The organism is Actinomyces gaoshouyii, assembly GCF_002072175.1.
GTDB lineage: Bacteria > Actinomycetota > Actinomycetes > Actinomycetales > Actinomycetaceae > Actinomyces > Actinomyces gaoshouyii.
The window spans coordinates 24,903-39,569 of record NZ_MVIV01000006.1 but is presented as its reverse complement, the minus strand read 5'-3'; the positions used below and the strand labels follow the sequence as shown (position 1 = coordinate 39,569).

General features: G+C 72.7%; 9 protein-coding genes. 4 read left to right on the top strand and 5 right to left on the bottom strand.

From position 1 onward, the window contains the following. Window positions 1–248: 248 nt before the first annotated feature. The gene (locus tag B1H50_RS06440) at window positions 249–1,802 is read right to left on the bottom strand and encodes an alanine/glycine:cation symporter family protein (protein WP_229657893.1); all 1,554 of its coding nucleotides are present in this window, start codon (window positions 1,800–1,802) and stop codon (window positions 249–251) included. Window positions 1,803–1,999: 197 nt separating this feature from the next. Here B1H50_RS06440 and B1H50_RS06435 point away from each other — a divergent pair, with 197 nt between their 5' ends. From B1H50_RS06435 to B1H50_RS06420, 4 genes are all read left to right on the top strand, one after another. Further along, entirely contained in the window at window positions 2,000–3,034 is a 1,035-nt protein-coding gene (locus tag B1H50_RS06435) for an ABC transporter ATP-binding protein (protein ID WP_080462959.1), read from the top strand. A 51-nt stretch (window positions 3,035–3,085) separates the two neighbouring features. After that, window positions 3,086–3,919 (top strand): ABC transporter, encoded by an 834-nt coding sequence (locus B1H50_RS06430; protein WP_080462958.1) that lies wholly within the window; start codon window positions 3,086–3,088, stop codon window positions 3,917–3,919. 198 nt (window positions 3,920–4,117) lie between these two features. Further along, the gene (locus B1H50_RS06425; RefSeq protein WP_229657892.1) at window positions 4,118–5,116 is read left to right on the top strand and encodes a sensor histidine kinase; all 999 of its coding nucleotides are present in this window, start codon (window positions 4,118–4,120) and stop codon (window positions 5,114–5,116) included. 2 nt (window positions 5,117–5,118) lie between these two features. Then, the gene (locus B1H50_RS06420; RefSeq protein ID WP_080462956.1) at window positions 5,119–5,769 is read left to right on the top strand and encodes a response regulator transcription factor; all 651 of its coding nucleotides are present in this window, start codon (window positions 5,119–5,121) and stop codon (window positions 5,767–5,769) included. Window positions 5,770–6,485: 716 nt separating this feature from the next. On the opposite strand, the gene ffh is transcribed toward B1H50_RS06420, so the two are convergent. From ffh to B1H50_RS06400, 4 genes are all read right to left on the bottom strand, one after another. Then, window positions 6,486–8,198 carry a signal recognition particle protein gene (gene ffh / locus B1H50_RS06415; RefSeq protein WP_080462955.1) on the bottom strand — a complete coding sequence of 571 codons (1,713 nt, stop codon included), beginning with the start codon at window positions 8,196–8,198 and terminating at the stop codon, window positions 6,486–6,488. 129 nt (window positions 8,199–8,327) lie between these two features. Continuing rightward, on the bottom strand, window positions 8,328–9,200 hold the full coding sequence (locus tag B1H50_RS06410) for a MerR family transcriptional regulator (protein ID WP_229657891.1): 873 nt from the start codon (window positions 9,198–9,200) through the stop codon (window positions 8,328–8,330). Window positions 9,201–9,432: 232 nt separating this feature from the next. Continuing rightward, complete coding sequence (gene ftsY / locus B1H50_RS06405) at window positions 9,433–10,632, bottom strand: signal recognition particle-docking protein FtsY (RefSeq protein WP_080462953.1); 1,200 nt, start codon at window positions 10,630–10,632, stop codon at window positions 9,433–9,435. A 33-nt stretch (window positions 10,633–10,665) separates the two neighbouring features. Further along, window positions 10,666–14,508, bottom strand: coding sequence for a chromosome segregation SMC family protein (locus B1H50_RS06400; protein WP_080462952.1), 3,843 nt, complete (start codon window positions 14,506–14,508; stop codon window positions 10,666–10,668). Window positions 14,509–14,667 lie beyond the last annotated feature (159 nt).

Sequence of the window (14,667 nt, the reverse complement as noted above, 5' to 3'; positions counted from 1 at the left end):
GGATGGTTTGGCCCGCGCCGATCCCCGGTGGGGTCAAGCAACGGTTTCCGGCGGGAGCCGAGACGCGAGGGCGCAAGGGAGAGGGGCCTCGCGCGCTCGAGTGCACAGGGGATTGTGCCAGATGCCGCCAAGAGGCCGCCACCGCGAGCGCCACCGACCAGCGGTGGCGTGGTGCGAGATCGCCCACAGGGCGCTCCGCCAGAGCGGGCCCGATGCCCCGGGGCCCGTGGACGAGACTCCGGGGCCGCTCAGGCCTCCTCGTCGAGGCTGGACACGCGCGCGGCGGCCTTGTCCGCCGTCCAGATATCGCCGTCGAGGTCCGCGGGCAGGCCGGCGCGCTCGGCGACGAAGGCCGGCTCGGCGACGCCATCGGATCGCTGGCGGTCGTAGTCGCGCAGAACGGCGAAGACCCAGCGGCTCAGCCAGAGCACGGCCACGAGGTTGAGGATGGTCATGAGGGCGAGGGCGACGTCGGCCATCACCCAGGCCAGGTCGAGGGCGACGACCGCGCCCAGTCCCGTAGCCGCCGTCATCGCCAGGCGCAGCGCCACGCCGGTGCGGCGCCCGCCGCCGAGATAGCTGAGGTTGACCTCCGCGAAGTTCGAGTAGCCCAGCACCGAGGAGTAGGCGAAGGTCGCCACGACGAAGGTCATGAACCAGACGACCCACCCGCCGGGCAGGGCGTCGGCCAGGGCGTGCTGGACGAGCGTGGTCTCGGCCCACTCGGGCTCGACCCCCGGGGTGTAGATCGAGGGGGCGGCCAGCAGCACGGTCAGGCCAGTGGCGGTGCAGATGACGATCGTGTCGATGAAGACGCCGAGGGACTGGATGAGTCCCTGGACCACGGGGTGGGCGACGTCGGCGGTGGCCGCGCCGTTGGGCGAGGAGCCCTGGCCCGCCTCGTTGGAGAACAGGCCGCGCTTGGTGCCGTTGAGGAAGGTGGCGAACAGGCCCCCGCCCACGCCGGCCAGGCCCGGCCGCAGGCTGAAGGCGCCGGCGATGATATCCCCGAAGACCCCGGGGACCCTGGGCAGCGAGACGATGATGACGACGGCGACCACGGCGATGTAGGCCAGGGCCATGAGGGGCACCAGCCACTCGGTCACCTTCGCCACGAAGCGCATCCCGGCCAGGAGGATCGGGGCGGTCACCAGCATGAGGACGATCGCGGTGGCCGTGGTGGACACGTGGTGGGAGGAGTCGAGGGTGGCCGCGATGGTGTTGGACTGGACCATCGGGAAGATGAGCCCGTAGGAGAAGATGAGCATGAGCGCGAAGACGACGCCCATCGCCCGGCCGATCCCGCCGCGCCCGGCGAGGGCCAGGCCCCGCTGCATGTAGTAGGCGGGCCCGCCCCGGAAGATGCCGTCGGCGTTGCGGACCTTGAAGACCTGGGCGAGTGTGGACTCGGCGAAGGATGTGGCCATGCCGAGCAGGGCGACCACCCACATCCAGAACAGGGCGCCGGGCCCGCCCATGGTGACCGCCAGGGCGACGCCGGCGATGTTGCCGGTGCCCACGCGCCCGCCCAGGCCGATGACGAAGGCCTGGAAGCTGGAGAGGGATCCGCGCTGGTGGCGCGAGCGCAGGACCAGGCGGAGGCTTCGGGTGAAGAGGCGCAGTTGAACGCCGCGGGTGCCCAGGGTGAGGAAGAGCCCGGCGCCGAGCAGGATCCACACGAGGATCTTGCCCGACACGAAGCCCTCGAAGGCCCCCAGCGACTCGGTGAGCCGCTCGGCGAGAGGCTCGTCCGAAGCCGCGGGGAGGGCCGCCGGGAGGGCGATGGGCATGGCGATGGGCATGAGGGGTCCCGTCAGTCCGGTTCCGGGTGAACCCCGTGAGACTAGCCGAGACCGTGAAACGCCGCGTTCTCACGTCCGGCCCTCGGCTGGCGCGGGGAAGGCCGCCGGGAGACGGTCCCGCCCCCGTGACATCTGTCATCGGCGGATGGTGACAGCTCTCAGTACCCGGCATCGCCCATCGCTCCGACCATGGGGCCATGGTGCAGCACATGACGGGCGGCCCAGGCGCCCTGAAACCCTCCGGTCACTCGCCCGCCCCGGGCCCGCTCGCCGAGAGGAGCGCGCAGCCCCCGGCCGTCGAGGTAACCGGCCTGGTCAAGATCTTCGGGCCAGTGCGCGCCGTCGACGGTATCGACCTGCGCGTGGCCCCCGGCGAGGTCGTGGCCTTCCTCGGTCCCAACGGCGCCGGGAAGTCCACCACCCTGGACATCATCCTGGGCTTCTCCTCCCCCGATGCCGGGGCCGCCCGGGTCTTCGGCCTCACCCCCGCCCAAGCGGCCCGGGGGCTGCGCACCGGCGCGATCCTCCAGGAGGGTGGCCTCCTGCCCGACTACACGGTGGGCCAGACGATCCGCGCTGTGGCCGCCATGCGCGGAGCTCGCCACGATATTTCGTCCGTCCAGGAACTCTCCGGGATCTCCCCGATCCTGGGCCGGAGGGTGGCCAAGTGCTCCGGGGGCGAGCGTCAGCGCCTGCGCCTGGCCCTGGCCCTGCTGGGCAACCCGGATCTCATGGTGCTCGACGAGCCCACCGCCGGCATGGGCGTCACCGCCCGCCGCTCCTTCTGGGCCGCGATCCGCGAGCGCGCCGCCGGGAACAAGGCGGTCCTCTTCGCCACGCACTACCTCCAGGAGGCCGCGGACTTCGCCGACCGGATCGTCATCATCCACCACGGCCGGATCATCGCCTCGGGCTCGGTGGACGACGTGCGGGCGCTCGGCGAGGGCACCATTGTCACCGCCACCTGGCCCGGCATGTCCGGAGTGGCCGCGCTCGATGAGGCGCTGGCCGAGGTGCGCGCCTCGCTCCAGGACGTCGCGGTGCGCGGCGAACACGTCGAGCTGCGGACCACCGCGCCCGACGACGTCGCCCGCATCCTGCTGACCCGCACACCCGCCCACCACCTGGGGATCACGGCTCTCAGCCTCGACGATGTCTTCGCCGATCTCGTCGAGGACTCCGTGCCGGCCGGAGGACCGGCCGGAGGAGCGTCCGCCCCTCCGGCGCGATAAGCGCTCGGGCACGCCCGTCCACGACCATCTCGACACCGCCCGGAGACCGCCATGAGAACTGAGACCAGCGCCGATACCAATACTAAAACCAGCACCGCGATCGACCCGGCCCCCTCGGAGCGCCCGAGCCCGATCCCCTACCTGCTCTGCGAGCTGCGCGCGACGGTCCTGAGGGCGGACACGATCATCTTCATCGTCATCATGCCGCTGGGCATGTACCTCCTGTTCGGGACCATGGCCTCCTACAGCGATATTGATGCGGGCCGAGGCAATGTCAACGCCGTCATCATGGTCAATATGGCGGCCTTCAGCACCGCCATGGCGGCCACGACCATGGCGGGGAGTTGCGCCGTCGAACTCGCGGGGGGATGGGGTCGCCAGATGGGACTGACCCCCGGTGGAATGCGCACGTACTACCTGGTCAAATCCGCCGCTGCGGTTCTGCTGTCACTCGTACCGACCACCCTGCTCTTCACCACCGGGGCCCTCATGGGCGCACAGTGCGACAACCCGCTCGTCTGGCTGGGCTCGTACGCGGGCAGCCTACTGCCGACGATCCCCTTCGCCCTGTACGGCCTGGCCATCGGCATGTGGTTCCCCTCCCAGGGGGCCGTGGGCACGGCCGCCGCCTCCGTGACGGTGTGGGCCTTCCTGTCCAACATCTTCATGCCGCTGTCCGGGACGCTGTTCACGATCGCGCACTACACGCCGCTCTACGGAGCCGCGACCCTCGCGCAGCGCCCCATCATGGGCGATGTCATCAACACGGCCTCGAGCATCGTCCACGAGAGCCCGTGGATCCAGGTCGCTAACCTCATGGCATGGACGCTTATCATCGCCACCGTCTGCCTGCTCTCCCACCGCCGGGGAATGAGCCGGCGATGAGCGAGCGGGTGACGGGCCCCCTGGCCGCGACGCCGCAGACGCCCAACTGGCGGGACTGGCGCTGGACCTGGCCCGGCGCGCCCGGATGGTGCGGTCGACTGGGAGACCTCCATCTGGATCGGCTTCCTGCTACCGGGGATCGCCTTCCTCCTGGCGTCGCGGGCCCCGCTGTGGGCGAAGATCCTGGGGACCTCCGGCATGGCGGCCTTCGCGGTCATCTACGTGATCGAGGTCAGCCTTATCACCAAGCGCGGTGACTTCTCCCGGCTCACCCCGGGCTCGGCACTGCGCGAGGAGTTCGCCCCTGCGATTCGTCCACTCATCCTCCTGGGACTCTGCGCGGTTGGGTCCACGATCGCGATCACCTGGTATTACGCGGTATTCCTGCCCTATTTCTGCGCAGTCGTCCTGTTCACCACCAGGTTTGGCACAGGTCTGGCGGCCAGCGCGGGAATGTGCCTGGCCGCCCTGGCCGTCGTCCTAGCGGCAGGCCCGGGTGAGTCGGGGCTCATGACACTCAGCTGCATCGCGTCGTCGGGATTCGTGGTCATCGCCCGCTTCTTCTCCGAGCAGGAGGTGCAGCGCGCCCGGCGGGCCCGCGCGGAGGCGGCGATGGCCGAGCGCGAGGAGATCGGCAGGAACGTGCACGACATCCTCGGGCACTCGCTCACCGTTCTCACCCTCAAAGCGGAAGTGGCCCAAAGGCTCCTGCACAGGGATCCCGAGGCGGCCGAACGCGAGCTCGCGGAGGTCATCGAGCTCTCTCGGGCCGCCCTGGCCGATGTGCGCTCCACCGTCACGCGCCTGCGCACCCCGGATCTGGCCAGTCAGATCGAGTCCTCGCGCACGGCTTTCAACGCCGCCGGCATCGACGCAGGGATCACCGGCGGCCCCGAGGACATCGCGCTGGGCCAGCGCGAGCTGGTCTCCTGGGCCCTGCGCGAGGCCACGACGAACATCCTCCGACACGCCGCGGCCACCCGGGTGAGGATCGCTCTGGCTCCGGGGCGGATCGTCGTGACGGACAACGGGCGGGGGATGGAGGGAGCCTCGCCCGGCAACGGGTTGCGGGGGCTGCGCCAGCGCCTGGAGGCAGCGGGCGGTGAACTGCTCCTGGCCAGCCCCGTGCCGTCACCGCCTGGATACGAGCCGGATGGAGCGGGCGGACCGGGAACCGAGATGGAGGTCGTGCTGTGAGCATGGGGAACGCGGGGAGCACGGCGATCCCAGGGGCGGCGGCCAGGGGCATCCGCCTGCTCATCGCCGATGACCAGGCGCTGGTGCGCGGGGCGATGTCCACTCTGCTGGGGCTGGAGACGGATCTGGAGGTGGTGGCGCAGGTGGGCACCGGCAACGAGGTAGTGGCGGCCGCCCGCGAGCATGGCGCCGATGTAGCACTACTGGATATCGATATGCCCGATGGCGACGGCCTGGCCGCCGCCGCCGCGCTGGCAGCCTCCGGGCTGGCCTGCCGCAGCCTCATCGTGACGACCTTCGGGCGGCCGGGGTACCTGTCGCGGGCGCTGGAGGCCGGGGCGAGCGGCTTCCTGGTCAAGGACACTCCCCCGGAGCAGTTGGCGGACGCGATCCGCCGCATCCATTCAGGGTTGCGGGTCATCGACCCAACCCTGGCCCAGGAGTCGGTGCTCCTGGGCCCCAATCCACTCACCGAGAGGGAGAAGGAAGTGCTGCGCCTGGCCGCCCGGGACGATGACGCCCACGGGATCGCGGCGGGACTGCATCTGGGCAAGGGGACGGTGCGCAATTACCTGTCCAGCGCGATCGCCAAGACCCACGCGCGCAACCGCACCGAGGCGGCCCACACCGCCGAGCGCAACGGCTGGCTGTAGGAACGGGTGGTTGTCGGAGCAGCCGGCAGCCTCCCCAGCATCGAGTTCGTGCTGTTGGTGACGAGCTCGTCCTCTACCCGCCGCCCTCGACGCGGGGCCCGGGGTTGTGGAGGCGCCCCGGGGACACATCCACAACCCCTGCGCACGTCGGCGACCAGGCGGCGGCATACCCGGCCAGACACCCCGACCAACAGACAACACCCGACGAGCCGGCGGGTGCGGCCTGGGCGCCCACGGAGGCGCCAGCGGCGCATCCCGCACTGAACGGCACGGTGCTATTCGCACCCATTGGTGCGTCCTGCCCGCACCAGTGGGCGCGAGCAGCACCACCCGGTGAAAGCCCCCACCAATCGGCGCAGCCCCCGTCTCATACCACGGTCTGAAGCCGCCTCTGCGCCCTCCGCCACGGCAGCAGAGGCAGCAGAGGCAGCAGAGGCAGCAGAATTGACGCAGCGATCGCCGCCACTCGCCACCCAGCGGTCCGGGGCACGGGCATGATCCGTCGGTCGCTCAGCGCCTCGCAGGCCCTCGCCGACATAGAGGACGCGGCCGGAGCCGGGACACGGGAGCACGAGCGTCCATGACGCCGACAACGCGGCCCTCGCGGAAGCGGAGGGCCCCGCGCCACCTACGGGGGCGCGTCACCGGGGCCCGGGTACCAAGGGCGGGATCGAGGCCCTCAGCGCCTGAGTCCGCGGGCCGCTACCCCGCCGGCCTCAGAGCCCGAGACGGCGTCGCAGGTCCTCGGGGAGCGCTGCCATGGCGTCGGCGACGTCATCGCCACCGGAGACAGCGGCCTGCTGGGACTGCGCAGGGGCGGCCTGCTGGCCCGGCATGATGCCGTAGCCGCCGGCAGTACTGCCGGTACTGCCCGCGCCCGCTACCCCGCCTGCCGCTTGGCCCAGCCCGAAGGAGGATCCGGCCACCGGCGCGGCGGGCGCATCCTGGGCCCCCCGCGCGGTCTGCCTGGCCTGGCGCGCCGCCTTGGCGGGGTTGCCGGAGCGGCCCTTCTTGCCGCCCTTGCCCTTCTTCTTGGCCTTGGGCGCCTGGCGGGCCTTGGAGTGCTTGCCCATGGACGGCAGCGACCCCATTCCGGGCATTCCACCCGGGCCGCCGGCGCCTCCCATGCCGCCCGACGCCATGGCCTCCATCATCTTCTTGGCCTGCTCGAAGCGGTCGACGAGCTCGTTGACCGCCTGGACGGTAGTGCCCGAGCCCTTGGCGATACGGCTTCGGCGCGAGCCGTTGAGGATCGTGAGGTCCTTGCGCTCGGCGGGAGTCATCGAGCAGACGATCGCCTCGATGCGGTCCACCTCGCGGTCGTCGAATGCCTCGATGGCCTCGCGCATCTGCCCCATGCCGGGCATCATGCCCAGCAGCTTCTTCATCGAGCCGAGCTTGCGGATCTGGCGCAGCTGGGTGAGGAAGTCGTCGAGGGTGAACTCGCCCTTGGCGAGTTTGGCGGCGGCGTCCTCGGCCTCCTTGGCGTCGAGGGTCTTCTCCGCCTGCTCGATGAGGGTGAGCAGGTCGCCCATGTCGAGGATGCGGCTGGCCATGCGGTCGGCGTGGAAGCGCTCGAAGTCGTCCAGGCCCTCGCCGGTGGAGGAGAACAGGACCGGGGCGCCGGTCACCCCGCGCACGGACAGGGCCGCGCCACCGCGGGCGTCTCCGTCGAGCTTGGAGAGCACGACGCCGGTGAAGCCCACGCCGTCGCGGAAGGCCACCGAGGTGTTGACGGCGTCCTGCCCGACCATCGCGTCCAGGACGAAGAGGATCTCGTGGGGGGCGACGGCGTCGCGGATGCGGATCGCCTGATCCATCATCTCCGCGTCCACGCCCAGGCGGCCGGCTGTGTCCACGACGACGACGTCGTAGCCCTTGGCGCGAGCCTGCTCGACACCGCTGGCGGCCACCTGAACCGGGTCGCCGACGCCGTTGCCGGGCTCGGGGGCCCAGATGTCCACGCCCGCGCGCTCGGCGACGACGCCGAGCTGTGTGACGGCGTTGGGGCGCTGGAGGTCGGAGGCCACGAGCAGGACGCGCTTGCCATCGCCCTTGAGCCAGCGCCCGAGCTTGCCGGCGAGCGTCGTCTTACCGGCGCCCTGGAGGCCGGCGAGCATGATGATCGTGGGGCCGCGGTCAGCCCAGTTGATCTCGCGGGTGGCACCGCCCAGGACCTCGATGAGCTCGTCGTTGACGATCTTGATGACCTGCTGGGCGGGATTGAGCGCCTGGGAGCGGGCGGCGTCGACGGCCTTCTCGCGCACGGCGGCGGTGAAGGCGCGCACAACGGGCAGGGCGACGTCGGCCTCAAGGAGGGCGCGGCGGATCTCGGTGACGGTCGCCTCGACGTCGGCCTCGGTCAGGCGGCCCTTGCCGCGCAGTGAGTTGAAGGAGGCGGTGAGCCGGTCGGAGAGGTTGCCGAACACGGGGGTCCTTCCTGGGGCGCGGACGCGCCGGTCGGGGGTGCGGGCCCGAGCGGCATGGCGCCACCCGGACTCCGCGTTGCTGCCGCCCAGGATAGCGGCCAGGGCAAGCGCGCTCCCCCACCCCGCGCGTCACTCCCAGGTGACCGAGCCCGGGTCCACCCCCTGGGCGAGGGCGGATGCGTCGATGATCTCCTTGATCCAGGCCGCCAGCCCCTTCTCCTCAGCATCGTAGTGATCGGTGAAGCGCTGATCGTCGACGTAGCCGTGGGCGATGAGCACCTGCTTGGGCACGGTCACATCGAACCAGCGGTTCAGCTCCTCCCGGTGGCGCTCGGCCAGGGCATTGGCCTCCTGGCTGCCGGGAGCGACACCGCGGCGCATGGCATCGGCGAGATCGGCTTCCAAGCGCTTGGCCTCATCGGCCGCCCGCTGCCAGTCGTCCAGTGTCATGGCGGCTTTGCGCCGCTCGGACTCCGCCCAATCGTCGGTGCCGCCCCAGCGTTCCTCGGCCTGCGCGGCGTACTCCTCGCTCCACTGGCCGTGCCAGGCCCGGGCCCGCTCGGCCCCGCTCATGTGATTTCCCATGGTCTCTGCCTCCATCATGGTGTCGATGACGCGGACCATCCGCGTCAGGCGGGAGATCCGCTCGGACAGGAGGCGGCGCTGCTCCACCAGGTGCTCGGCGGCCGTCGCCGGGGCGCCGTCAAGCAACTCGCCGATCGCGGCCAGGCCCATGCCGGTCTCGCGGTAGACGAGGATCTGCTGGGCGCGGTCGAGGTCGGCGTCGCTGTAGAGGCGGTATCCGGACCAACTGCGTCCTGAAGGGGTGAGCAGGCCGATGGCGTCCCAGTGGTGGAGCGCGCGCACGCTCACGCCCAGCAGCCGCGCGGCGGCGCCGACCGTGCAGTCGTCCCCTCGCGCGGGGGCCTCGGCTGCGGCCGGCATCGGAGTCGGCGTCGGGCGCTGGGGAAGAGCGTCATCCATGCCCTGAGGATCTCTCATGCGGCGCAGCCTGCCGCCTCACACCGCGTGAGGGTCAAGCAGTGGCCCGCAACCAGGCGAGGACGGCGCGGAAGGGGTGGTCGTCGTGCGGGCGAGGGGTAGCCGACCCCGCCGGACTCTTCGGCGAGCAGGTCGCGCGCGTGGTCGAGGCGCTTCCCGAGAACGAGGCGACGGGAGCTCGCGGACCCTCCTGCGGGCGCGGGAGTGAGGAGGCGAGCGCCGGTGCTCGCCCTCAGGCCAGGAGGGCGTCAACGAAGCCCTCGGGATCGAAGGGGGCCAGGTCGTCGGCGCCCTCACCCAGGCCGACGAGCTTGACGGGCACTCCGAGCTCGCGCTGGACGGTGACGACGATGCCGCCCTTGGCGGTGCCGTCGAGCTTGGTGAGCACGATGCCGGTCACGCCCACGGCCTCGGAGAAGACCTGGGCCTGTCGCATGCCGTTCTGGCCGGTGGTGGCGTCCAGGACGAGGAGGATCTCGCCGACGGGGGCGATCTTGCCCATGACGCGCTTGATCTTGCCGAGCTCGTCCATGAGGCCGGCCTTGTTCTGGAGGCGCCCGGCGGTGTCGATGAGGACGACGTCGGCGTTCTGGTCGGCGGCCTTGCGCACGGCGTCGAAGGCGACGGAGGCGGGGTCGGCGCCCTCGCGCTCGGAGCGGACGACCTCCACGCCCACGCGCCGGCCCCACGTGGACAGCTGCTCGGCGGCGGCGGCGCGGAAGGTGTCGGCGGCGCCCATGACGACGGTCCTGTCCTGGGCGACGAGGACGCGGGCGAGCTTGCCGCAGGTGGTGGTCTTGCCGGTGCCATTGACGCCGACCATGAGGATCGCGGCGGCGGGCTCGGCGCCCGCGGGCAGATCGGCGCTCTCGGCGGCCGCGGGCCGGGCGAGGTTGAGGGAGCGGTCCATGGTGGGGTCGACGAGCTCGAGGAGCCCGGAGCGCAGGACGCCGCGGATGGCCTCGGGGTCGGAGGTTCCGAGCACCTTGGCCTGGGTGCGCAGCCCGTCCATGAGCTCCATGGTCACCTCAACGCCGAGGTCGGAGGTCAGCAGGGTGTCCTCGATCTCCTCCCAGTCGGACTCGGACAGGTCGCCGCGGGACAGGACCGACAGGATGGCCTTGCCGAAGCCCCCGGAGCCGGCCAGGCGGGCGCGCAGGCGCTGCATGCGCCCGGGGATGGACTCGGGCCGCTCCAGGGTGGCGACGGCGCCCCCGGCGCGCTCCCCGGCCTCAGGGGCCTCGCCGGGGGATTCGGTCCCCGCCCCCGCCTCCTCGGGTCTGGCGGTGGGAAGGGCCTCCTCGCGATCCAGGGGCTTGTGGGGGCTGACCTCGGGGGGTACGCGGCCGCGGCGGCGGCCGGAGACGAGCCAGAGCCCTCCCGCCAGGGCGAGGACGGCGAGGACGGCAATCACGACGAGCATCGGGTCCATGCCCCCATCATGCCCGATGCCCCGCGCCCCGTGTCAGCCCCCAGTGCCCTCATCGCCGTCGGCGCCCCGTTTGCGCGCCAGGCGCTGGGAGACGGCCTGGGTGATGCCGTCGCGCATGGTGATGCCGTAGAGGGCGTCGGCGACCTCCATGGTGCGCTTCTGGTGGGTGATGATGATGAGCTGGCTGGACTCGCGAAGCTCGGTGAAGATCTCCAGCAGGCGCCCCAGGTTCGTGTCATCGAGGGCCGCTTCCACCTCGTCCATGACGTAGAAGGGCGAGGGACGCGCTTTGAAGATCGCGATGAGCAGGGCGACCGCCGCCAGGGATCGCTCCCCGCCGGAGAGCAGGGAGAGGCGCTTGACCTTCTTGCCCGCCGGCCGCGCCTCGATCTCGATGCCCGTGGTGAGCATGTCGCCCGGGTCGGTGAGCACGAGGCGGCCCTCGCCGCCGGGGAAGAGGCGGTCGAACACGGAGGCGAACTCACGGGCTGTGTCCTGATACGCGGAGGTGAAGACCTCCTGCACGCGCGCATCGATCTCCTCGACGATGTCCAGCAGGTCCGCGCGCGAGCGCTTGAGATCGGCGAGCTGCTCGGCGAGGAAGCGGTGGCGCTGCTGCAGCGCGGCGTGCTCCTCGAAGGCCAGGGGGTTGATCTTGCCCAGGCGGGCGAGGTCGCGCTTGGCACGGGCCAGGCGCTTCTCCTGCTCGGCGCGCGCGTAGGGCCGCCCGGGGCGGGCCCTCGGAGTCCGCGAAGCGCGCTGCGCGTCGGTCCCCTCCCCCGGCTCGGCGGCCTCCGGTTCAGAGGCGCCCGGCGGCTCTGACGGGCCCGGCGCCGGCTCGGCGTCGTCCTGCTCGATCTCGGGGACGGGCATATGAGGTCCGAACTCCTCCACCAGGGGATCGAGCTCGAGCCCGAGCTCGGTCAGCGCCCGCTCGGCCAGGGCCTCCAGGCGTGTGCGGTGCTCGGCGCGGGCGATCTCCTCCCGGTAGGCGGCGTCGGTGAGCGCGGCGATCTCCTTGGTGAGGCGGTCGATCTCATCGCGGACCTCCCGGGTGGCCTCCAGGGACTCGGTGCGCTCCGCCTCGACGGCGGCCCGCCGCTGCGCCGCCTCGGCGGCCCACTCGCGGCCCGCCTCGGCGGAGCGCCGGGCCTCATCGCGCACCCGCTGGGCCACGAGGAGCTGCCGCGCCCGGCGCTCCCGGGCGCGCTCGGCGGCCGCTCGGGACTCGCGCTCGCGCCGGGCGGCCAGGCGCAGGGACTCGGAGCGGCCCCGCCCGGAGCGCTCGCGCTCCTCGGCGGTGCGAAGGGCGAGACGGGCATCGGTCTCGGCGGCGCGGGCGGCGGTGGCCGCCTCGGCCGCCTCATCGCGGCGCGCCCGGGCTGCCTCAATGGCCGCCTCGGCGTCCACCGGCGCCCCTGACCCGCCGCCCTCCTCGCCGTCGGGGGCGCCCGGGCCGGGGGCCTGCTCGATCTCGGCCAGGGCGGTGGAGGCGGCGGCGAGCTCGGCGGCGCGCCGGGCGGTCTCCTCCTCGGCGCGCTCGAGGGCGCGCCTGGCTCGCCCGGCCTCCTCGGTGGCCGCATGGGCGGCGGAGGCGAGGCGGGCCAGGGCCTCGGCCTCGCGGGCGGCCTCGGCGTCGGCGCGGCGCAGCTGCTCCAGGGCGGCGGTGAGGCCGCCTCTGCAGGCCTCCTCGGCCTGGCGGGCCTCCACCAGGGCCGTCTCCGCCGCCTCCTGGGCCTCGCGGGCGGTCTCGGCCCGACTGGCGGCCTCGTCATGGGCGGCGGCGAGCTCCAGGACGCTGGCCGAGCCGCGCCCGCCTCCGCCGGCCCATCCGGGGGCCAGGATGTCACCGTCGCGGGTGACGACTCTGGCTCGCGGGTCGGCGACGCGCGCCGCGGCGCCGGTCTCGAGATCGGGCACGGCCCACGCCCCGGCGAGCAGGCGATCGAACGCGGCCTGGAGGCCGGAGCGCTGCGCGGTACCCGCCTGGATGGTGACCAGGCCCCTGGCGGGGACAGCGCCCTCCACCGGGGGTACGGGCCGAGACCGGTCGATATCACGATCGAGACCGGGCCCGCCCCCCTCCACCGGGGGCTCGGGCGCATCCGAGGCCCCGTCGTCGCCGTCAGTCCCCTCCTGGGCGATGATGAGCCGGATCGCCCCGGCCTCGGCCCTGCGGGCGTGCTCCAGGGCGGCGATGGCCGCGGCCTCGTCGGCGGCCAGGGCGGCTGCGGCCAGATCCCCGAGAAGCGCGGCGATGGCGTTCTCCCAGCCCTTCTCGATGCTCAGGTGCTCGGGCAGCGGCCCGAGCAATCCCTCCAGGCCGGCCTCGGCGAGCTCAGCGGTGGCGTCCTCCGCCCGCAGCAACAGTGCCAGGGCGTCGCGGCGGGCCGCCCAGGTGGCCTGCTCGGAGACTGCCTGGGAGCGGGCCTCGGTCGCGGCGGCGAGTGCGTCGCGCGCGGAGGCGAGGGCCGCCGTCGCCGCCTCGTGGCGAGCAGTGGCCTCCACCTGCTCGGAGCTGGCGCTCCCCGGCGCGTCCTCTTCCGCGGCGGCGGCGCCACCGGCCCCGGGGGCGGCCTCCTCCAGAGCGGCCTGGGCGGCGGCCCGCCGCTCCTCCGCGGCGACCAGGGCGATGCGGGCCTGCTCTCGGGCGGCAGTGGCGGCCTCGTGGCGGGAGCGCGCGGAGGCCAGACGGCCGCCTGCGCGCGCCACCCTCTCCCGATGCTCGGCCTGGCTGCGTTGAAGGGCGGCGAGCGCACTCTCGGCGGTGCTCTGCGCGGCCTCGGCCTCCACCCGCTCCTGGGTGGCGGCGGCCAGCGCGCTACGGGTCGACTCGATCCGCTCAGCGAGCTCGGCCTCCTCGACGGCGGCGGCCTCAGCGCGCCGGTCCAGCTCCTCGGGGTCGGTGCCGAAGGACGGCTCGGGCGCGTTGGCCAGGCCCCTGACACGCTCGGCGGCGACGTCGGCGAGCGAGGAGAGCTGCTGGGCGGCACCGGCGAGGTTCTCCCACACCTGGGTGGCGGCGGCGAGCCTGCGCCCGGCGCCCGCCTCGACCTCGGCGAGCCCGGCCAAGCGATCACGGGCGGCCTTCTCGGCCTCCTCGGCGGCGGTGCGGCGCGCGGTCACGGCGGCCGTGTCCTCCTGGCCGGCCTCGAGGAGCTGCTGGACAGCAACAACATCGTCGGCGAGCAGCCGGGCGGTGGCGTCGCGGACCTCGATCTGGATGGTGCGGGCGCGGCGGGCGACGGCGGCCTGCTTGGCCAGGGGCCCGAGCTGGCGGTGGAGCTCGTTGGCCAGGTCGGCGACGCGCGCGAGGTCGGCTGCCATGGAGTCGAGCTTGCGCAGGGCGCGCTCCTTGCGGCGCCGGTGCTTGAGGACGCCGGCGGCCTCCTCGATGAAGCCGCGGCGATCCTCTGGGGTGGCGGCCAGAACGGCGTCGAGCTGGCCCTGGCCGACGATGACGTGCATCTGGCGCCCCAGGCCCGTGTCGCTCAGGAGCTCCTGGACATCGAGGAGGCGGCACTGGGCGCCGTTGATCTGGTACTCCGAGCCACCGCCTCGGAAGAGCGTGCGGGTGATGGTCACCTCGGAGTAGTCGATGGGCAGGGCGCCGTCGGCGTTGTCGATGGTCAGGGAGACCTCGGCGCGCCCAAGCGCGGGCCTCGACCCGGCGCCGGCGAAGATGACGTCGGCCATGGTGCCACCGCGAAGATTCTTGGCGCCCTGCTCTCCCATGACCCAGGTCAGGGCGTCGACGACGTTGGACTTCCCCGAGCCGTTGGGGCCGACGACGGCGGTGATGCCCGGTTCCAGGCGCAGCGTGGTTGACGAGGCGAAGGACTTGAAGCCCTTGATCGTCAACGTCTTGAGATGCACGACCCCACGATACCGTCCGCCGTGGACCGTCGTCCGAGGAGGCCGAGGAGGCCGAAGGCCCGCCCCGTCCGGCCACCGGCGCCGAGGTCCCTCATCCCGCTCACGGGCACCACGTGGTCCTCCTCGCCCGGGACGATGAGCACCGGCGGGGCGGGGGAT